18 protein-coding genes and 1 riboswitch are annotated in these 20,322 nt (G+C 45.9%); of the genes, 11 read left to right on the forward strand and 7 right to left on the reverse strand.

The genetic code is table 11. The features are described 5' to 3' along the window. Positions 1 to 9: 9 nt before the first annotated feature. The 6 genes from ABS362_RS01570 (at position 10) to secDF (ending at position 5,894) form a co-directional block, all read left to right on the forward strand. Complete coding sequence (locus ABS362_RS01570) at positions 10 to 309, forward strand: hypothetical protein (RefSeq protein WP_350410382.1); 300 nt, start codon at positions 10 to 12, stop codon at positions 307 to 309. A 53-nt stretch (positions 310 to 362) separates the two neighbouring features. Then, the gene (locus ABS362_RS01575; protein ID WP_350410384.1) at positions 363 to 941 is read left to right on the forward strand and encodes a non-canonical purine NTP diphosphatase; all 579 of its coding nucleotides are present in this window, start codon (positions 363 to 365) and stop codon (positions 939 to 941) included. A 79-nt stretch (positions 942 to 1,020) separates the two neighbouring features. After that, the gene (locus tag ABS362_RS01580) at positions 1,021 to 1,638 is read left to right on the forward strand and encodes a uridine kinase family protein (RefSeq protein ID WP_350410386.1); all 618 of its coding nucleotides are present in this window, start codon (positions 1,021 to 1,023) and stop codon (positions 1,636 to 1,638) included. Between the two features lie 4 nt (positions 1,639 to 1,642). Next, on the forward strand, positions 1,643 to 2,335 hold the full coding sequence (locus ABS362_RS01585; protein ID WP_350410387.1) for a potassium channel family protein: 693 nt from the start codon (positions 1,643 to 1,645) through the stop codon (positions 2,333 to 2,335). Between the two features lie 43 nt (positions 2,336 to 2,378). Then, positions 2,379 to 2,753, forward strand: a complete 375-nt coding sequence (locus ABS362_RS01590) for an RNA methyltransferase (RefSeq protein ID WP_350410389.1) — start codon at positions 2,379 to 2,381, stop codon at positions 2,751 to 2,753. Between the two features lie 162 nt (positions 2,754 to 2,915). Next, on the forward strand, positions 2,916 to 5,894 hold the full coding sequence (secDF, locus tag ABS362_RS01595; RefSeq protein WP_350410390.1) for a protein translocase subunit SecDF: 2,979 nt from the start codon (positions 2,916 to 2,918) through the stop codon (positions 5,892 to 5,894). A 604-nt stretch (positions 5,895 to 6,498) separates the two neighbouring features. On the opposite strand, the gene ABS362_RS01600 is transcribed toward secDF, so the two are convergent. Beyond that, complete coding sequence (locus ABS362_RS01600; protein ID WP_350410392.1) at positions 6,499 to 7,107, reverse strand: NifU family protein; 609 nt, start codon at positions 7,105 to 7,107, stop codon at positions 6,499 to 6,501. Between the two features lie 217 nt (positions 7,108 to 7,324). Here ABS362_RS01600 and ABS362_RS01605 point away from each other — a divergent pair, with 217 nt between their 5' ends. The 3 genes from ABS362_RS01605 to ABS362_RS01615 all read left to right on the forward strand — a co-directional run bounded on the left by ABS362_RS01605 (position 7,325) and on the right by ABS362_RS01615 (position 9,802). Beyond that, complete coding sequence (locus tag ABS362_RS01605) at positions 7,325 to 8,713, forward strand: sodium:proton antiporter (protein ID WP_350410394.1); 1,389 nt, start codon at positions 7,325 to 7,327, stop codon at positions 8,711 to 8,713. Positions 8,714 to 8,856: 143 nt separating this feature from the next. Continuing rightward, complete coding sequence (locus tag ABS362_RS01610; RefSeq protein WP_350410396.1) at positions 8,857 to 9,132, forward strand: hypothetical protein; 276 nt, start codon at positions 8,857 to 8,859, stop codon at positions 9,130 to 9,132. Next, positions 9,125 to 9,802: an ATP-binding cassette domain-containing protein gene (locus tag ABS362_RS01615; RefSeq protein WP_350410398.1), complete on the forward strand. Its 678-nt coding sequence runs from the start codon at positions 9,125 to 9,127 to the stop codon at positions 9,800 to 9,802. Before ABS362_RS01610 ends, ABS362_RS01615 begins: the two co-directional genes overlap by 8 nt. An 11-nt stretch (positions 9,803 to 9,813) precedes the next feature. On the opposite strand, the gene aroC is transcribed toward ABS362_RS01615, so the two are convergent. Both aroC and ABS362_RS01625 read right to left on the reverse strand, forming a co-directional pair. Next, positions 9,814 to 10,893 carry a chorismate synthase gene (gene aroC / locus ABS362_RS01620; RefSeq protein WP_350410399.1) on the reverse strand — a complete coding sequence of 360 codons (1,080 nt, stop codon included), beginning with the start codon at positions 10,891 to 10,893 and terminating at the stop codon, positions 9,814 to 9,816. Then, positions 10,890 to 12,404: a BatD family protein gene (locus ABS362_RS01625; protein ID WP_350410400.1), complete on the reverse strand. Its 1,515-nt coding sequence runs from the start codon at positions 12,402 to 12,404 to the stop codon at positions 10,890 to 10,892. Before ABS362_RS01625 ends, aroC begins: the two co-directional genes overlap by 4 nt. Positions 12,405 to 12,505: 101 nt before the next feature. Between ABS362_RS01625 and ABS362_RS01630 the strand changes: the two genes are divergently transcribed. Further along, on the forward strand, positions 12,506 to 12,697 hold the full coding sequence (locus ABS362_RS01630) for a hypothetical protein (protein ID WP_350410401.1): 192 nt from the start codon (positions 12,506 to 12,508) through the stop codon (positions 12,695 to 12,697). On the opposite strand, the gene queG is transcribed toward ABS362_RS01630, so the two are convergent. Continuing rightward, on the reverse strand, positions 12,681 to 13,646 hold the full coding sequence (gene queG, locus ABS362_RS01635; protein WP_350410403.1) for a tRNA epoxyqueuosine(34) reductase QueG: 966 nt from the start codon (positions 13,644 to 13,646) through the stop codon (positions 12,681 to 12,683). The two genes, ABS362_RS01630 and queG, sit on opposite strands and share 17 nt — an antisense overlap. Before the next feature lie 406 nt (positions 13,647 to 14,052). Next, positions 14,053 to 15,099 (reverse strand): Holliday junction branch migration DNA helicase RuvB, encoded by a 1,047-nt coding sequence (ruvB, locus tag ABS362_RS01640; RefSeq protein ID WP_350410405.1) that lies wholly within the window; start codon positions 15,097 to 15,099, stop codon positions 14,053 to 14,055. 211 nt (positions 15,100 to 15,310) lie between these two features. Between ruvB and ABS362_RS01645 the strand changes: the two genes are divergently transcribed. Further along, positions 15,311 to 15,820 (forward strand): phospholipase D-like domain-containing protein, encoded by a 510-nt coding sequence (locus ABS362_RS01645; protein WP_350410406.1) that lies wholly within the window; start codon positions 15,311 to 15,313, stop codon positions 15,818 to 15,820. A gap of 205 nt (positions 15,821 to 16,025) precedes the next feature. Here ABS362_RS01645 and ABS362_RS01650 read toward each other — a convergent pair whose 3' ends face one another. Both ABS362_RS01650 and ABS362_RS01655 read right to left on the reverse strand, forming a co-directional pair. Next, positions 16,026 to 17,204: an acyl-CoA dehydrogenase family protein gene (locus tag ABS362_RS01650; RefSeq protein WP_350410408.1), complete on the reverse strand. Its 1,179-nt coding sequence runs from the start codon at positions 17,202 to 17,204 to the stop codon at positions 16,026 to 16,028. A gap of 396 nt (positions 17,205 to 17,600) precedes the next feature. Continuing rightward, positions 17,601 to 20,069 (reverse strand): TonB-dependent receptor, encoded by a 2,469-nt coding sequence (locus ABS362_RS01655; protein WP_350410409.1) that lies wholly within the window; start codon positions 20,067 to 20,069, stop codon positions 17,601 to 17,603. A 59-nt stretch (positions 20,070 to 20,128) separates the two neighbouring features. Continuing rightward, positions 20,129 to 20,225: riboswitch (TPP riboswitch) on the reverse strand. Positions 20,226 to 20,322: the final 97 nt, after the last annotated feature.

Below are 20,322 nucleotides of genomic sequence, written 5' to 3' on the forward strand. Positions count from 1 at the left end.
CCTTAATCCATGACATCAAAAGAAGAATACCTGTTAGAAACATGGCCAAAGCAACAGGCTAAAGGAAAGCCGATGTATGTAACGAGCTACGTGTTGCTCTATAGTGCTATAGTTGGTGTGGTTTCGTTACTGTTCAGGTTAGATAATGGCCCAGTGATGGATGTGATTGTATCTACAGAGTTTCTGGTAAAGCTGGCAATTTTTGCAACTATAGGCCTGGTAATAGCCCACTATAAATGGAACGCCAACAACAAAAAGTACGAAGCACTGAAGCGTCAGCGCGATGAACAGCCCAATTCACAACTATAAACTATAAAATCCGGTAAATCTCCCCAACTATAAAAACCGACAAACTATAAACTATGAGAGAGCTTTGCTTTGCCACCAACAACCGGAATAAAATTGCAGAAGTGAGCCAGATGCTGGAAGGCAAATACAAGCTTCTGAGCCTGGAAGATATTGGTTGCAACGAAGAACTGGCCGAAGATCAAGACACGCTGGAAGGAAACTCGCGTCAGAAAGCAAACTATGTGTGGGCCAACTATAACGTAAACTGCTTCGCCGACGATACCGGCTTGGAAGTAGACGCCATTTGCGGCGAGCCCGGTGTTTACTCAGCCCGCTTTGCCGGCCCCCAGCGATCCGACACCGACAATATAAACAAGCTGCTTCATGTGCTGGAAGGCCAGGAAAACCGCAGAGCCCGTTTCCGCACATCCATAACACTGTACTTAGATAACCAGGAATACCAGTTTGAAGGCATCGTGAACGGAACTATAGCTACTGAATACAAAGGCAACAAAGGTTTTGGCTACGACCCGATATTTATTCCCGAAGGCCACGAAAAGACATTTGCCGAGATGAGCCCGGAAGAGAAAAACGCGATCAGCCACCGTGGCAGGGCCATGCAAAAGCTCATCAGTTTTCTGCAGGAGCAATAGAAACTATAAATTTATTGCCGGAGTTATGGTCTTGTGCGTTTTAAAGTCTTAATTTTGTGATCTGAAACCATAGCTTCCAATGCAAAAGCCATACATCGTCGGGATTACAGGAGGTAGTGCTTCAGGAAAAACAACTTTTTTGAACAAGCTACTGACATCATTCTCACCAGAAAATGTCTGCCTGATCTCTCAGGACAATTATTACAAATCGCGCGAACACCAGATCGCTGACCCGAATGGTGTCACCAACTTCGACCTTCCTTCCTGCATCGACGACGAAGCCTACGCACATGATGTGTTAAAAGTGAGCCAGGGCGAAACCGTTTACCGCACCGAGTATACCTTTAACAACCCGAACGTAGTGCCAAAGCAACTGGAGTTTAAACCGGCGCCTATAGTTGTGGTAGAAGGTATTTTCGTGTTTTACTTTGAGGAGATAGCCAAACTGCTGGACCTGAAAGTATACATCGACGCCAAAGAATACATAAAACTGCAGCGCCGTATAGTTCGCGATAAAGTAGAGCGCGGCTACGACCTCGACGACGTATTGTACCGCTACACACACCATGTAGCGCCTACCTACGAAAAATATATTAAGCCTTACAAAAACGACGCTGATATTATTATCCCGAATAATAATAACTTTGAAAAAGGGCTGGAGGTACTGACCACTTTCCTTAACTCAAAAATAAAGTAAAACCATGAGGCACAAGTTCGCAGTTATAGGTCTGGGTATATTTGGCAACTCTATTGCCCGCACGCTTGCCGAGCGCGGCGCCGAAGTACTTGCCATTGATAGCGAGGAAGAATATGTAGAAGACATTAAAGATGATGTTGCCTACGCTGTTGCCCTCGACGCAACCGATATCCGTGCCCTGGAAGCGCAGAACATCCAGGACATGGAAGCTGTAATTGTAGCCATTGGCGAAGACTTTGAAGCCTTACTGATAACAACGGCTAACCTGCAGGAACTGAATGTAAAGCGCGTAATTACCCGTGCCTCCAACAAACAGCAGCGCCGCATCCTCGAAAAAATGGGTGTGCAGGAGATCCTGTCGCCGGAAGGGGAAGTTGGTAAAACTGTAGCTGAAAGATTGTTACAGCCAAGTATCCGCACGTTCCTGCCCCTGCCTGACAACTATGAGATCGTGGAGATTAATACACCGCGTGGTATTGCCAACAAAAGCCTTGCTAAAATATCGCTCCGCGAGAAGTATAACCTCAACATGATAACTATAAAGCGCTTTTTTGAGGAAATACAGGATGGTAAGCCAACCCAGGTAGAACACATTATTGGTGTACCAAAAGCCGATACCATTATCTATCCTTCTGATATCCTGATCCTGATCGGGAAAAAGCACGACGTAAAGCGTTTTATAGAAGTAAACCGCTAACGATTTTATTTTTACAGGAAAGAAGTTACATTTGTAACTACACATGCCGAAAACCACAACTATAGCACAACACTTCAGATATCTTTTGATGTCGGTAACCCTGCTTTGGGCGCTTATGCTCAATGGCCAGGAGGTTCGTGCTTATGTGTTACCGGCAGATAATACAACCAGGCAGGAAACGCCGCGTGTAACAGACGCACCTGCTCCGGAAACCAAAACAGTTGTAAAGCAAAAGGTATCGTTGGAGGCTACCACCTCTTTTGTAACCTTAAACCTGCAGCAGGCTACTTTGCCGGCTCCGTTTCCTGCTTTTGCAACACCAACCGACGAAGTTTTGCCAGCCCATACGGCCTTACCTTCAGGCAATGGCTTTGTGGCGCAGCTTTTCCCTACAACTATACAGCCCAACGCTCCTTAGGCTGTCATCACCCTTCGCTATTACAAACACCTTGTTCCCTGCAAGCGATCTGCTTTAGCCGGAACATGGCGTACAGGCATTCAGCTGTTTCACACAAAACACTGACATGCAGTCACATACATCAGTAACCTAACAATCTATTCCATAATTTTTATTTAACCAATGCGTAACAAATCGTTAATAATCACGCTGACAGTTATAGTTTCGGCCTTGTGCCTTTACTTCCTGTCGTTTTCGTTTGTTGCCAATAATGTGCAGAAGGATGCAGAAGAATTTGCTACCGACGCACAGGGCAACGTAGATCTGGCTAAAAAGCAGACGTATCTTGATTCGATCTGGAAAGAGCCTGTATTTTTAGGCTATACCTACCAGGAAATTAAAGAGAACGAGCTTGGCCTTGGTCTTGACCTTAAAGGTGGTATGCACGTGGTACTGGAAGTATCGCCTGTAGAGATCATCAAGTCTATGGCTGGCAACAGCAAAGATCCTAACTTCCTGAAGGCGCTTGCACGTGCACAGGAACTACAGAAAAACAGCCAGGAGCGTTTTACAAACCTGTTTGCTCAGGCCTACCGCGAAATAGAGCCAAATGGCAAGTTAAGCCGTATCTTCTCTAACACTGCCAACCGTGGCAAGATCAGCTACGAATCTTCTAATGAAGAAGTAATTGACGTTATTGACCAGGAAGTAGAAGATGCGATCGATCGTTCTTTTAACATCCTGCGTACCCGTATCGACAAATTTGGTGTAAACCAGCCAAACATTCAGCGCCTGAAAGGCAGTGGCCGTATCCAGATCGAATTACCAGGTATCGATAACCCTGAGCGTGTTCGTAAACTGTTATCTGGTATGGCTAACCTGGAGTTCTGGGAAGTATGGTCTCCACAAGAGTTTAGCCCGTATTTTATGCAGCTGAACGAACACCTGACACAACAGGAAAAAGCAGGTAAACTAAACCTGAACGAGACAGAAACTACTGAAGACCCACTGAAAGCTGCTGCTGCCGAAGGCGATGTACTGGCCCAGGCTGCTGCCTCTGATTCTAACGCCGTAGCTGCTGCTGATACAACTGCCAAAGATTCTGCTGCCGCTGCTTTAGCTGCTGCTGATTCACTTACAAACCAGGCTGGCCCGCTTGCCCGCCTGTTCACGCAGTTACCAAACGGTATTGGTGCCAACGTACGCGATACTGCCAAGATCAACGACATTTTTGCAAGACCGGATGTGCGCGCGATCTTCCCTCCTAACATGAGATTCTTGTGGGATGTGAAGCCTATTGCAGGTGATAACCGCCAGGAATTTGTTGAGCTTTATGCTATTAAAAAAGGTCGTGATGGCAAAGCTCCACTTGGTGGCGACGCAATCAACGATGCACGCCAGGACTTCGACCAGCAAGGTCAGCCGGAAATTAACATGACCATGACGCCAACCGGCGCTAAAAAGTGGGCTCGCCTTACAGGTAACAACATTGGCCGCCAGGTAGCTATCGTTCTTGATAACTATGTATATTCTGCACCGGTAGTTCAGGGCGAGATCACAGGTGGTAACTCTTCTATCTCTGGTAACTTCACTATCGAAGAAGCACAAGACTTAGCAAACATCCTGAAGGCAGGTAAAATGCCAGCTCCAACCCGTATCGTGGAAGAAGCTGTAGTTGGTCCGTCACTTGGTCAGGAAGCGATCAACCAGGGTCTGTTATCTACTTTGGCAGGTCTTATCATTGTGGTTGTGTTCATGATCGCATACTATAGCCGTGGTGGTTTTATAGCCGACTTAGCACTTGTATTCAACGTGTTCTTTATATTGGGTATACTTGCCCAGTTCAACGCTGCGCTTACATTGCCTGGTATTGCCGGTATCGTACTTACACTAGGTATGGCCGTAGATGCGAACGTACTGATATTTGAGCGTATGCGTGAAGAAGCCCGCAAAGGCCTGAGCATGCGCGAAGTTATAAATAAAGGATACGAGCATTCGTTCATGACCATTTTGGATGCTAACGTAACTACATTCCTGGTTGGTTTTATCCTTTACTTCTTTGGTTCTGGTCCGGTAAAAGGCTTTGCTATTACCATGATGATCGGTATCGCAACATCATTCTTCACGTCTATCTACATTTCAAGACTGTTCATCGAAGCTATCTTCAGGAGATCAGGTAAACTGTCTTTCTCTTCTGTGTTAGCAGATAACATGTTCCGTAACATCACATTTGATGTAATGAAGTGGAGAACACCGGCTTATATTTTCTCGACTACCATCATCGTATTTGGTTTTGTAGCTATGGCTATTAACGGACCAAACCTGGGCGTAGACTTTAAAGGTGGCCGTTCTTATGTAGTGGAGTTCGACCAGGCAGTTCCGGCATCTGATGTACGCGCTGCGTTAACGGATGATTTCCAGGAAGCTGGTACTGAAGTTAAAACTTTTGGTGCTTCTAACCGACTTAAGGTAATTACCAGCTGGATGGCGGATGATGAAAGCCTGCAGGCTGATGAGCAGGTGAAAGCGGCACTGGATGCAGGTCTTGCAGAATACAGCGAACTAAACCCTGAAGTACTAAGCTCTGCTAAAGTTGGTGCAACTATGGCTGATGATATCCAGAAGACAGCGATTGTTGCAATGGTGCTGGCCCTGATCGGTATCTTTATCTATGTGGTAATCCGCTTTGGTAAGTGGCAGTTCTCGCTGGGTGGTGTGGTAGCCTTGCTTCACGATGCCCTGATCGTTATTGCTATCTTTGCGATACTGGACCTATTCGGTGTTTCTTATGAAATGGACCAGATTTTTATTGCAGCGATACTAACTATCATCGGTTTCTCTATTAACGATACCGTGGTAATTTTTGACCGTGTACGTGAGTACCTGCGCGATAATCCTCGCAACTCTGTAAAAGAAGTGATCAACCCGGCCCTGATCAGCACGTTCAGCCGTACCATCATTACTTCCCTGACATTGTTCCTGGTTGTGGTTATCCTGTTCATCTTCGGTGGTGAGGTGCTTCGTGGCTTCTCTCTTGCTATGATAATCGGTGTGGCGTTCGGTGTGTACTCATCTCTGTTTATTGCAGCTCCTATAGTAGTTGATACTACGAAAGAGGATAAAAAGCCTGCACCGGCTCCTGCAGCACAGAAAGTACGCTAACATTTGGCATATAAACGGAAAGCCCGGGGCAATTGCTCCGGGCTTTTTTGTTTATATAAAACTATAGTTTAAATGTCCTGCCGCCGATAACTAACTGCCGCCAACTGGCGCCGGTATCCAACTGGTACCGCACAGTGCGCACGAGTCTCCAGACTTGCTTAGAGTAAACTATAGTTGTAGAAAAAACCGTTGGTTAAGAAGAGGTAGCGGTGGTTTGATTACATCAGCTATAAAACATTTCCCTACTCTCCTCAAAAAGGCTGGGTGGGCTTATTTTATCATTTGCTCTCGCTCGCGTCCCGCGAGTGTGAGTTACCTGCGGACTCTGGCCGCTTTAAACAGTGCCTGAGGCACAAGTGGCGGGACGCCACTAAGTAGCTCACACTCGCGGGACGCGAGCGAGGGCATTATTTAACAGAATGGAACTACCCAACCTGCCCCGGAGTTTAAGCCAATTCTAAAAGCCACCAAGATCCTTTCAGGATGACAAAAAAGGAAAATAAAGCAGCCTTACCTCAAATAGGAATTCAATAACAGCTTCAAAAAAAAACAGCCGGTCCCTGTTATAGAGCCGGCTGTTCTTATAGCTTATAGTTACTTTTAATTAGATGGTAACACCATCGGCAACTACTTCTTTTACTTCTGGTACCATACGCTTCAGCAGGTTCTCGATACCGGCTTTTAATGTTACCGTTGCAGACGGACAGCCGCTGCAAGACCCCTGCAGGTGTACTGTAACAACGCCATCGTTATACGATTTGAAAGAAATGTTACCACCATCCTGCTCAACTGCCGGGCGTACATAGTTCTCTAACAGGTCGATCACTTTCTTAACTATAGCTGCATCGCCTTCAGATGTTTCGCCGGTAGTAACCTCAGTTTTGGCAGCAGCCGAGAAGCCTTCGTTAAAGATCGGCCCGCCAGCCTCTACATAAGACTTCAGGAAAGTGCGCAGCTCAGGTATAAGCTTAACCCATTCTATAGGTGAGTTCTTGGTTATAGTTACAAAATTACTGGCAATGAACACACGCGAAACATAATCAAAGTTGAAAAGCTCCTGTGCCAGCGGCGACTCTACTGCACTCTCCAGATCCGGGTAATCCACGCTCTGGCCATCAGGCAGTAACTGCACGTTCATTACTAACTTCATTGATTCTGGGTTCGGGTTAGCCTCAGCATATACCGACACCATTTTCTCTTTATTATCTATCATGGGAATCTACGTTTTAAGTAAAACTTTTGACCACGTCTTAAAGTTTCCAAAATTAGGCATTATTTCTAAGAAGTAAAGAAATACACACATTGTCTTGAATAAGATTATACCAATAAAAAACAACAAATTTTTACCTCAAAATAGCATATAAGCCCAGATACTTTATCTTTGCCCTGCAACCAATTAGATCAGCAACGCTGATAATTCACAAACACTTATGCTAACTAATTTTATTCTACTGGCTCAGAATCTTATTTCTCCGCCTGCCTTCCTGATTATTCCATTTCTTGTACTCATCGGCATGATTGCGGCCGGGCCAATTTTCTTTGGTCATTTCTGGGAACACAACTATAAAAAAGTGGCTGTAGTGCTTGGCCTTACAGTGCTGGGTTTCTATCTTTTTGTACTGCAGGATGTGCACATGCCTATACACACGTTTTTTGAGTATGCTTCGTTTGCCATATTGCTAAGTGCACTTTATATATCTGCGGGCGGTATCTACATTAACATAAATGCCAATGCCACCCCAGCCATGAACGTAGCGTTGGTAGCCATAGGGGCTGTGTTGGCAAACCTGGTGGGTACTACGGGTGCATCGCTCCTGTTAATCCGTCCGTTCATTCGCCTGAATGTGCACCGCATTAAACCTTACCAGATCGTATTCTTTATTTTTATAGTTAGTAACGCTGGCGGCTTGCTTACGCCACTTGGTGACCCACCGTTGTTTATCGGCTTCCTGAAGGGTGTTCCATTCTTCTGGACCTTGCAGCACCTGTTTATACCATGGATAGTAGCTATTGTGCTGCTTTGCCTTGCGTTCTACCTCGTAGACAGAAGAAATAAAGTAACTGACTACACGCCACGCCCGGAAGTGGTAGCTAAGAACGAAGAGAAAACTGAGTTTTATGTAAAGGGCAAGCGTAACCTGTTCTGGCTGGCTATTATCATTGGTGCTATCTTCCTGGACCCTAACGTAGTAGAAGGCTTACCTCATATCTATTATGATGGCAACAAATTCTCTTTCCTGCGTGAGATCATCCAGTTAACAGCTGCTTTCTTTTGCTACCGTAATTCCAGCAAAACAGCACTGGCAGGTAACCAGTTCTCGTTCCACCCTATCCTGGAAGTAGTGTTCCTTTTCTTTGGTATCTTCTTTACCATGATGCCGGCCTTACAGCTTTCTGCTGAGATAGCTTCTTCGCCGCAGTATGCGCAATACATTACACCTAACTTCCTGTACTGGGCCACAGGTTCGCTTTCAGGTTTCCTGGATAATGCACCTACCTATGCCAACTTCCTGTCGCTGGCAATGGCTAAGTACGATATGGCACAAAGCAGTGTAGTTGAAGTGCGCCAGTTTGCGACCGGCACCGGAACAGACCCTATTACATTAACCTTACTGGAAGCTATTTCGCTGTCATCGGTTTTGTTTGGTGCATTTACCTACATTGGTAACGGCCCTAACTTTATGGTTAAAGCGATCGCTGAAAGTGCCGGTATTAAAATGCCATCTTTCTTCGGTTACATTATCCGTTACTCTATCCCATTCCTGCTGCCTATCCTGGTTATCATCTGGTACCTGGTAGTGCATTTGAAATTATTTTAAATTATAGGTTAACTATAAAAAACGCCGTCCCTGTTTTACAAGGACGGCGTTTTTGTTTATAATCAAATCTGACTATATTCAAGGACACAACCAGTTAACAGGTGCATCGCTACAAACCTTATCTTTTATACTATAGAACACTGATGAGCTTTAGTCTGCCGTTTTCGTTGCTGGCAGGTATAGTTAGTCTGGGATTCAGTGATAATAAACTTATCGGGTTCATCAATTCCTTCAGTTTGAGTATACTGACCGGAGGCTTTTTTCTGGCTCTGTTCTTTTACGAGCAACGCTATCAGAACCAATATTACTTTTACCACAATCTGGGCATAAGCAAAGCAGGGCTCATAGTTGGCTCTTACCTATTTAATGTGGCAATTGCCGTTTTGCTGTTCATCCTGAAACTATATATGTATGCCTGAAAACAAACTGGAGGTTGACAGCATTCTTTACAACTATGGCCACAGGCAACTTCTTACTGATATTTTCCTAAGCTGTGATACCGGCGAAATTGTAGGCTTACTGGGCAGAAATGGATGCGGCAAAACAACATTGCTCAAAATCATTTTCGGTACGCTGCCTACTCCTAATAAACACATTCGCATTACTGGCAAAGTTTATACTGAGCCTTACAAAAGCGATAACTTACTTGCTTACCTCCCACAACACGACTTTCTGCCTGCAAATTTAAAGCTCCATAACATTATAGACCTTTACCATATAGAACCGGAGAAAAAAGAAACTATAAAGCAGGACAAGCGAATACAGAAACACTTAACAAAATATCCCGGTGAACTATCGAAAGGTGAACTGCGCTATTTTGAGTTAATGCTGCTGTTACAGAAAGATGTAAAGTTCGTGCTGTTAGATGAACCATTCTCCGGAATCTCACCGCTACATGTGGAGTTTATAGAAGAACTACTTAAGACACACCTCAGCACAAAAGGCTTTATCATCACAGATCACGATTACCAATCAGTTTTGCGTGTTAGCAATCGTGTCATACTTCTTGCTGATGGATATTGCAGGCCTATAAATTACATGGAAGAACTATATCAGTGGGGGTATATCCCGGCAAATGCGCTGAATTAGATCGTTAGAACTTATAGTTTACTCATCCGGCTGCGAAGCATAAAATCAGCAAGCACCAGCGCGGCCATGGCGTCAACTATAGGTACAGCGCGTGGCAGTACGCATGGGTCGTGGCGGCCTTTGCCCTGCAGGGTTACCTCCTGGCCGGCATCGTTTATAGTTTGCTGGGGCTGCAATATAGTTGCTACCGGCTTAAACGCTACATTAAAGTAAATATCCTGCCCGTTGCTGATACCGCCCTGTATACCACCCGAGTGGTTTGTCCTGGTCTTTACATTGCCTTGCTCATCGGTATAAAATTGGTCGTTGTGTTCGGAGCCGTGAAGCTTTACGCCCTCAAAACCGCTGCCATACTCAAAGCCTTTTACAGCATTAATACTCAGCATGGCCTTGCCCAACTCAGCGTGAAGCTTATCAAAAACAGGCTCTCCTAAACCGGCAGGCACCCCTTGTATAACGCAGCTAACTACACCGCCAATGGTATCCAAACTGTTGCGGGCTTCTTCTATTACTCCGATCATGCGGGCAGCTATAGCACCATCCGGGCAACGCACTTTATTAGAATCTGTCTTACTAAAATCGAGCTTAGAATAATGTTTACGCAACTTTACACTGCCTACCTGCGACACATAGCCGTTTATAGTTATGCCATGTTGCTTCAGTAATTTGGCTGCCACAGCGCCGGCTGCCACACGTGCCACGGTTTCGCGAGCAGAGCTGCGGCCACCGCCACGGTAATCGCGGGTGCCGTATTTGGCTGTGTAAGTATAATCGGCGTGCGAGGGTCGGAAAGCGTGTTCTATGTGGCTGTAATCGTGGCTATGCTGGTCTTTGTTGTTTACTACCAAGGCAATTGGCGTACCGGTGGTCTTGCCTTCAAATAACCCCGAAAGTATCGTTACCTTATCTTCTTCTTTGCGCGGTGTGGTTATATCTGACTGACCTGGGCGACGGCGGTCTAAGGCTACCTGTATCTCCTCTGCACTTATTTCCAGGCCTGCCGGGCAACCATCTATCACAACGCCAACTGCCGGCCCATGCGACTCGCCAAAGGTTGTTATCCTGAAAAGTGTGCCATATGTATTGCTCATAGTTTTCTGCGTTTTATAAAGATGAAGCCCGATACTGCCAACAACACCACCAGAATAATGTTTGTATAGCGCCTGATCTCATCGAACTGGTGTAAACTTACCAACGTGTTGTCTTCATTCTCGATGATCCTGTAAAAAGGACCCAGGTCGCGAGACAATACTAAAGCATCGGTGTCGCGGTTGCCGGTTACAGCTATCGTTAAGGTTGGTCTCAGGGTGTCATAGCGGGCTGTAGTTGGGTCAAAATAGATCCAGTGCATTAATTCGCCCAAGTTATAGTTACCAGGCTCACGAGGCAGTACCGTATAGGTAAAACTTTTAGAGCCGATTACACGCCCTGCACGACGCGTTACATCCTGGCGCACGTCGGGTGGATAAATATCCAGGCCGGCCTGCGTTTCGGGCACAGGTGGCATAATGGCTGCCAGGTTGCCCTCCCCTTCTACCCGAAACAAATACGAAAGGCTTTTATTTACCTGCGCATTTTTACGGGACAGCTTTTCGGTTAATCTATAGTTGCCTACCGGTACGGCATCGCGCAACGGATGAGGTGGCAGCTGTTTCACTTTTATTTCGCGTGGACGGGCAAAGTAGGTCTTAAACCCTTCCTGGCGTTGGTTATTTAGCAGGCTCGGCTCCTTTGCCACTTTATATTTCAGCATTACCAGCGACAACTGCGGAAACCGGATAGGCTGCAGGTTTATCGGGTAAAGCACCGATTCATATAGTTTAAAACGCAGATAAGGCTTTCCTTCCACTATCACGTTTTCCGGTGTTATCTCCGTAAACTCAAATGACTCTTCCCACACGTTGGGCTGTTGCAGCTGTTTTAGTATCGCGCTTATCTGGTTTGTGAAATCATGAAAATCCAGCAATTGTTGGTCTTCAGCTGCCAGGTAAAAATATAGCGCTACTGTAAATCCTTCGCCTACATATACTTCATCTTTATTTGTGTAAAGTGTCAGGAAGGCGTTATCGTCTTTTTCAATGTATTCGGGTTGCGCATCTATCGTGGTTTCAGGCTCATCACCGGGAGAGATAAGGTCCGGGGTGTTAATGCCCGGCGTTGTTGCAGTCATAGACTTTACAACTATAGTTGTTCCCTGCGACTGCACGGTCTGCCCGTTCACTTTCATACTGAAAGGCTTCAGCACAAACTCGCCTTCGGCAAGAGGCGCATAGTTCTGGTAAACGGTCAGTATTTTAGAAGTAGCTCCACCCGTAATTATAGTTTCGGTGGATGAATACTTGGTGCTCTTTTTAAATCCTTCGATATCCGGGAACGGGCTGTATTCTTTCAGGGCCTGATCGTGGAGCTGAATGCCTATAGTATAGTACTGGTTTATGGGCAGCGGGCTTTTACCCAACACAATACTGATCTGCTGCGCCAGCAGGGTGCCGGGCAATAAAAGCAGGAACAATAAGGTTAGGTAAATAAAGCGCATCGGAACAAATTTAGCAATTTCTGCACGCAGTATTCTGTAACAAAGCGCCAAATTAGCTGTTCCCATTTAAAAGCTGTCATTTTACCTATTTATTCCTGCTTTTGGCAGCACTTTTACAACAGGAATGCGTAACTGAGAAAAGAACTTGATTCTATTACTTTACTGACATGTTGGAATATGTTAAAACCATTTTGCTGAAGGTTAGCTTCGACAAAATGTTGTTTGAGAAGGAACTCAGAAAAGCCTTTAAATTTCTGGTAGCAGATGAGCTGTTGCAATTAAAACAATGGTGTTACGACCAGTTTTCGAGTAAATACCTGTTTATTATAAACCGCGTATTTGCTAAACTTCAGCCATAGGATCTGACCAGATCTCTTTACTTTCCTGCACAAACGTAATGTTGCGCATCAGGCCATTGTAGCCGGTGCGCTTTACCGCCGATTTCTTGAATAATTGAGAGAAGACCTCATGCGTTAGTTCCTGCCAGTCATTGGTCTTCAGGTTTTGCAGGTCGGGGTGCGGGGCAAAAGCAGGTTCGTTGTGCGGCTTACTGAAACGGTTCCACGGGCACACATCCTGGCATATATCACAGCCAAATACCCAATTGCCAAACTTCCCGTTCATTTCCTGCGGCAGCTGGTCTCTTAATTCTATCGTATAGTACGAAATGCATTTGCTGCCATCCACCACGTAAGGCGCAACTATAGCATCGGTAGGACAGGCATCCAGGCACTTGGTACAACTTCCGCAATAGTCCTTTATCGGGCCGTCATATTCCAGTTCCAAGTCAATGATAAGTTCTGCTACAAAATGAAAACTGCCAGCCTGAGGAGTTATTAGCAGTGTGTGCTTACCTACCCAACCCAGTCCGCTTTTCGAGGCCCAGGCTTTGTCCAGTACCGGTGCAGAATCTACGAAGCAACGGCCACCAACTTCGCCTATAGTTTCATTTATATAGTCCAGCAGCGTTTTCAGTTTGTCCTTTATCACGAAATGATAATCGGTGCCGTACGCGTATTTTGATATTTTAAGCGTGTCTTCGTCGGGTTGCTGGGTTTCTTTGGCCGGATAATAATTAAGCAGCAACGACACCACAGACTTAGCTCCATCCACCAACAGGCGCGGGTCCAGGCGCTTATCGAAGTGGTTTTCCATGTAATGCATCTGGCCGTGCATATTCTGCTTCAGCCAGTTCTCCAGCCGCGGTGCTTCCTCTTCCAGGAAATCAGCTTTAGAGATACCACAATACATAAAGCCCAGTTCCTGCGCCTTCTGTTTTATAAGATATGTGTGTTGTGCTTTGTTCAAATTATAGTTTAGCCGGCTTATAGTTTGGCTGCTATAGTTGGTACAACAAAAGTAAGGCAAAAAAAATCCATGTGCTGCTTTTTGGAGTAGCTGTGGCCAGAAACCGAAGCATCTGTAGACGCGCGGGATTCAAGTGAAAGCACTCTCTATCGCTCTTCAGGACTTCTTAGTCCTGAAGTAAAGCTGCCGGGGATTTCCTAATCCCCGTTTTGCAAATAACGCGAACTAAGAAGTCCGCAGCAGCCCTCGTTTCGGACAAGGATGTTTAAAACAGCATAAAACACTAACAACGACGCTCGCACCATTCTTACAAAGCATAATCCCCGAACTCCTTTTAATCCTAGTTCAGACAAAAAAAGCAGACCGATTAAGCCTGCTCCTTTTTTATTCTATAAACTATAGTTCGTTATTCTGCCTGGTCAAACAAACCACCTGATGCCTGAGCATGTTGCGGCGGAATTTTACCTAAGTGCCTGTAAGCAGCTTCGGTAGCTTCGCGGCCACGGGCGGTACGCTTAATATAACCTTCCTGAATCAGGAACGGCTCGTACACTTCTTCAATGGTTTCGGCTTCTTCGCCACAGGCTGTGGCTATAGTAGAGATACCAACCGGCCCTCCTTTGTACTTGTCGATAATGCAGGAAAGGATGCGTTTATCCATATCATCCAGACCGTTGTGGTCAACATCCAGCGCATTAAGGGCAAACTTTGCGATCTCCACATCTATAGTACCGTTGCTTTTTACCTGGGCAAAGTCGCGGGTACGACGCAGCAGGTTATTGGCAATACGTGGTGTACCACGGCTACGGCGGGCAATTTCAAAAGCAGCATCCTCGTGTATCGGCGCACCCAGCAACGCCGACGAACGCTTAACTATAGAAGTCAGTAATTCGGCATCGTAGTACTCCAATCGGCTGTTGATACTGAAACGGGCACGTAAAGGGGCTGTCAGCAAGCCGGAACGCGTGGTAGCACCAATCAGCGTGAAGGGGTTAAGGCTGATCTGTACAGAACGGGCATTCGGACCGGAATCGAGCATGATGTCGATCTTATAGTCTTCCATGGCCGAATACAGATATTCTTCCACGATCGGGTTCAGACGGTGGATCTCATCAATAAAAAGCACATCGTTCGGGTCTAGGTTGGTAAGCAAACCAGCTAAGTCGCTTGGCTTATCCAGTACCGGACCGGAAGTCATTTTTATACCAGAATCCAGTTCTGACGCTATAATATGAGATAATGTCGTTTTACCAAGTCCTGGAGGTCCGTGCAGCAGCACGTGGTCCAGGGCTTCGCCACGTCGACGAGCTGCCTGCACAAATATTTTCAGGTTCTCTACCACCTTTGCCTGCCCGGTAAAATCGGCAAAACTAAGCGGTCGGAGTGCTTTATCTATGTCGCGTTCGGCTGGCGTCATGTGCTCTTTTTCGCCGGTGAGATAATCTTCTCTCATTCTTCTATTCTCTACTTAAAAATCAGCTTTTGCTATACCTGAAGATAACAGTTCAGGCACTGCTTTCGCTCCATTTATAGCTACGAATTTACGTAATTTTGCTAATTATTTTATAATATTTCACCATAAATCTAATATCATTAGCATTTACGCGTATTCTTACCGAAACTGAAGCCATAAGCGTACCTTATAGCTGCCTAATTTATAGTACATGCAGCAAAAACAGCAAAAAATTACGAGTCATGCCTTTTTCAGCCCCGGCGAAGATTGCCTGGAAGCCATTATCACAGCGATAGAAGAGGTGAAAAAGACCATGAAAATATGCGTGTTCACGATAAGCGATGATCGTATTTCAGAAGCTATCCTCAGAGCACATCATCGGGGCGTACATATCAGGATCATCACAGACAATAACAAACTGCATGATGCCGGCTCAGATATAAGAGAGCTGGCAGCAAAAGGCCTGAATGTGCGCATAGACAAAACACGCAGCCACATGCACCATAAATTTGCCATCTTTGATGAAACCCGGGTGCTAACCGGCAGCTACAACTGGACCCGTAGCGCCGCCATGCATAATCACGAGAACATACTTGTAACCGACAACCTCAGCATTGTGCAGGACTATAGCCATGAGTTCGACAGGCTCTGGGAAAGTATGATGAAGTACAACCCCGGCAGCAGAAGCCGGGAGGAGTTTAAGGAAGATGAGGAATACTAGAACTAAGATTTTTTAGATTAGGTAGATTGCAGGATTAGGCTGAGCCGAAAAAACTTAATTTTATATTAAGATATTTTTCACTGCCGCAAGTTGCAACAAGGAACAATTCCCCTCCGAGGAGGGGAATAAAAAAGGCAGCTACTCGCGCAACTGCCTTAACTATAGTTCAAATCGCCACCCGATTAACAGGCAAAGAATAACGCACCTATTTAAACGCCTGGATGCCGGTAATATCAGCACCCGTAATCAGCAAGTGTATGTCGTGTGTTCCTTCGTAAGTGATCACTGATTCCAGGTTCATCATGTGGCGCATGATCGGGTATTCACCTGTTATGCCCATACCACCGTGAATCTGTCGTGCTTCGCGGGCAATATGCAGGGCCATATCTACGCTGTTTCGCTTAGCCATCGATATTTGCTGCGTTGTGGCTTTGCCTTCGTTCATCAGGGTTCCTAAGCGCCAAACCATTAGCTGTGCTTTCGTAATTTCAGTTAGCATCTCGGCCAGTTTCTTTTGTGTCAGCTGGAAACCGCCGATTGGCTTGTCGAACTGGATACGCTCTTTGCTATACTTTAAAGCAGACTCGTAGCAGTCGATAGCAGCACCAATAGCACCCCACGAAATACCGTAACGGGCAGAGTCAAGGCAGCCTAGCGGGCCACGCAGACCATCAACATTTGGCAGTATATTTTCTTTCGGAATCTTCACGTTATCAAACACCAGTTCGCCGGTGCAGCTGGCGCGTAAGCTCCATTTGTTATGAATTTCAGGAGTAGTAAAGCCTTCCATGCCGCGCTCCACTATAAGCCCTTTAATGCGGCCTTCTTCATTCTTGGCCCAAACCACAGCTACCTGGCACTCCGGAGAGTTCGATATCCACATCTTAGAACCGTTGAGCAAATAATGGTCGCCCATGTCTTTGATGTTGGTCATCATGCCGCCCGGGTTAGAACCGAAATCAGGCTCTGTTAAACCAAAACAGCCCAGCCACTCGCCGCTTGCCAGCTTAGGCAAATATTTTTTACGCTGTTCCTCAGAGCCATATTTATAGATCGGGTACATCACCAAAGAGCCTTGCACCGAAGCCGTAGAACGCATACCTGAATCGCCACGCTCAATCTCCTGCATAATGATACCATAGCTGATATAATCGAGGCCGCCACCGCCGTATTCGGTTGGTATAGTTGGCCCGAAAGCGCCTACATCACCAAACTTTTTCACGATCTCAGACGGGAAATGAGCATCCTGTGCCCATTGCTCAATCTTCGGAGAGATCTCGCGCTTCACAAAGTCGCGCATGGTCTGACGGATAAGAATATGCTCTTCGGTAAGAAGATCGTCTATGTTAAAGTAGTCAGGGGCACCTGCTGGTTCGTAAGCCATAGTTTTGTTTTAAAGGTTTTGAGAAGGGTAATACGCAAAGTTAAAATTTTAACTATAATCTGAATCAGGATTTACAGGATTTTAAGATTTTCAGGATTCTGATGTAATTAAGTAAAGTATTTCAAAGCCGGATGTTTGACTACAGTTTTATACTCAGGCACTTCTTCTTTCCACTCCTATACAAAGGGGCATTTCTATTTTGATGGTGCGAGCCTCCAGACTCACTGGGTCTGAGACCCAACTATAATTCGACACGAGCCAGGACGCTCGCGCCATAGTTTAATTTCAGACAAAAATCCTATCCATCCTTTATAATCCTGTAAATCCTGATTCTGACAAACAAAAAAGCCCCACCATTACGGGCAGGGCTCTCCTTGTAAATGATAAAACTATAGTTTAAAACTTCATCCCAACAGAGAACAGGAAGTTGCGGGTTGCCTGCGGGTAATAGTAGTTATAGTCGTAACGGTTCTGGTCGCCGGTGTATAGTTCGGTCCAGGTGTAGCCATTGGCTTCGTACTTTTTGTTAAGGAGGTTATTTACCAGCAAAGCAAATTCCAGTTCCTTCATAAAACCTGGTTTTATAGTATAGCGCAGGCGAAGGTCGGTTACCTGGTAGGCATCCAGTTTACGGTCGTCGCTGCTGGTGTTATCCAGGTATTGTTTGCCAACTGTTTTGTAAAGCAGCGCGGCTTTAAATCCTTTTACAGGCTGCACTTCCAGTTTATGCGCCGAAACTATAGCCGGCGAAAAAGCGATGTCCGTTGACTTATGATCGATTACGGTAATAGCTTCCACATTATAATCAGGGTCAAAAGTGTAGAGATACTCTTTAAAGTTGCGGATCTTGTTCTGGCTTAGGGCCAGGGTGCTGCTTACTTCAACTATAGCATTCAGGTTTAGCACACCGGCCAGTTCCACACCAGTTCGGTAGCTATCCTTAATGTTCGTTCTGAGCGGTGATCCTACATCATTCAACTGCCCGGTTGGCACCAGTTGGTTGTCATAGTCCATGTAATAATAGCTGGCCTCGAAACTATAGTTTGCATCATCAGATCCAAATAATCCGGCTGTGTTGCCACGCAGTTTGTAGCCAGCTTCCAGGTTATACAGTGTTTCGTGTGCTGGACCGGCAATATCTGCTAATGGATTTATAGGAGTATCTGTAAAATCGGTACGGGCCGGTTCGCGGTTGCCCACGGCGTAAGATGCATAAACACTCTGGTTATCTGTGATTGCATAGGTAACACCCGCCTTCGGATTCAGGAAGTTGAAATCAGCCTGCTGCGTTACATTGCGGTTATCATCATCCACGCCATCTATTTTATAGTTTATAGTCCTGGACTGAAGATCGCCGAACAAGCCGAGCTTTTCAGTTAGCTGGTAAGTAACTTTTGCAAACATATTGAAGTCGGTTTTGATGGCGTTGTTGAAGTAATACCGGTGCCGGATCTCGCTGTTAGAGGCGTATCTTGCCCAGATAACTTCGCCGTAATGGTCGCCGTCGTATTTGTTCCAGGCGCCGCCAAGCGTGGCATTCAGTTTACTGTCTTCGGTGCTATAGTTCAGGGCATAAGTGGCGCCATAAAAATAGTTGTCAAGCCACTTCTGTTGGATCAGGTCTGTGCGGGTTATCGTTTCATCACCTATAGTTACCGGGCTCAGGTTATAGTTTGCCAGCTTACGGTTTTCTTTGTACTGCTCGTAATAGCCAAGGCCACGGGTTAAATGCAGCGCTCCGCTAAGAGTTAGCTGTGGCATCAGGTCCTGCGCGAAATGTAGCTGGTAGTGGTCCTGCTGGTAGTTATCGGTTTCGTTTTCGTAAAAGCGCTCGTTGCCATTTTCGTCGGTGTAGCGGCCAATGCCGTTGTACGTGCGGTCTGTTTCCAGTTTGTCTTCGGGCACACCATCCCAGGCCTGGTAGGTTTTCTCTTTACCCGAAAAAGTCACAAACTTCAGCATGCTTTTATCGCCGTAGTATCCACCCGAAAAGTAGAACGACTTCAGATCCGAGAAAGCACGATCAATATAGCCATCCGATTTAATGCGTGACAAGCGGCCATCAAACGCAAACTTACCGTTTATCAAACCTGTGCCGAAGCGGAGGTTGTTTTTCCAGGTATCGAAAGAACCATAACTATGGCTGGTTTCGGCGTAGGGTTCTGGCTGTGTTTGCTGGGTTTGTATGTTTATGCTGGCACCAAAAGCACCGGCTCCGTTTGTAGAGGTTCCCACACCGCGCTGCACCTGAATATCTTCTACCGACGAGGCAAAATCCGGCATGTTCACAAAGAAGGTACCGTGGCTTTCAGAATCGTTGATCGGGATGCCGTTTACGGTAACGTTTATGCGCGTAATATCAGACCCACGAATGCGAATACCAGTATAACCCACGCCGGCGCCTGCATCAGAATTTACCACCACGGCCGGGGTTTGCTCCAGCAGGTAAGGCATATCCTGCCCGAAATTGCGTTCTTCTATAGCCTCGCGGGAAACGTTAGTGTAGGTGGTACCAGTCTTTTCGTCGGCACGGGTAGCCTGAACTATAACCTCACCAGCCTGGAACGACTTTACCTGCATAGCCAGTGTTACAAACTCATTCTGCTGCAGGTTTATAGTTGCTTTTTTCTGATCAAACCCCAGGAAAGTTACTTTTAAACTATAGTTGCCGGCAGGCAGGTTGTTGAAAGTGAAAGCACCGTCAGGGCCTGTGGTTGTGCCTGTGCTGGTATTTTCGAGTACCACGCTGGCACCCGGCAGGGCATTGCCGGTGGCAACATCAGTTACGCGCCCGCTCAGGTTAAACTGCGCAAGCAATTGCAGTGGCAATAAACACACAGCCAGTGCAAACAAGAAATTTTTCATTAGTTAGTAAAAAAGATAAATGACACATACAGTTATGCCAGGGGTTAGCATGCTGCTTTTTGTGTTTCCCTTTTGTTTCCCTACGACGGCATTACCCGTACAGGTTCAATGGGTATGATCTCAGCCCGTTATTATAAGGCACCCCTACTGCCAGCAAAAGTATCGCTTTATTTTGGATTAAAAAAAACGCGTTCTACTTTATAGAAATATAATTATATAATAAAATTCAGATAAATAGGAATTTTTTTAGCCA

Origin of the sequence: Pontibacter populi, from assembly GCF_040278685.1 — a bacterium.
GTDB lineage: Bacteria > Bacteroidota > Bacteroidia > Cytophagales > Hymenobacteraceae > Pontibacter > Pontibacter populi.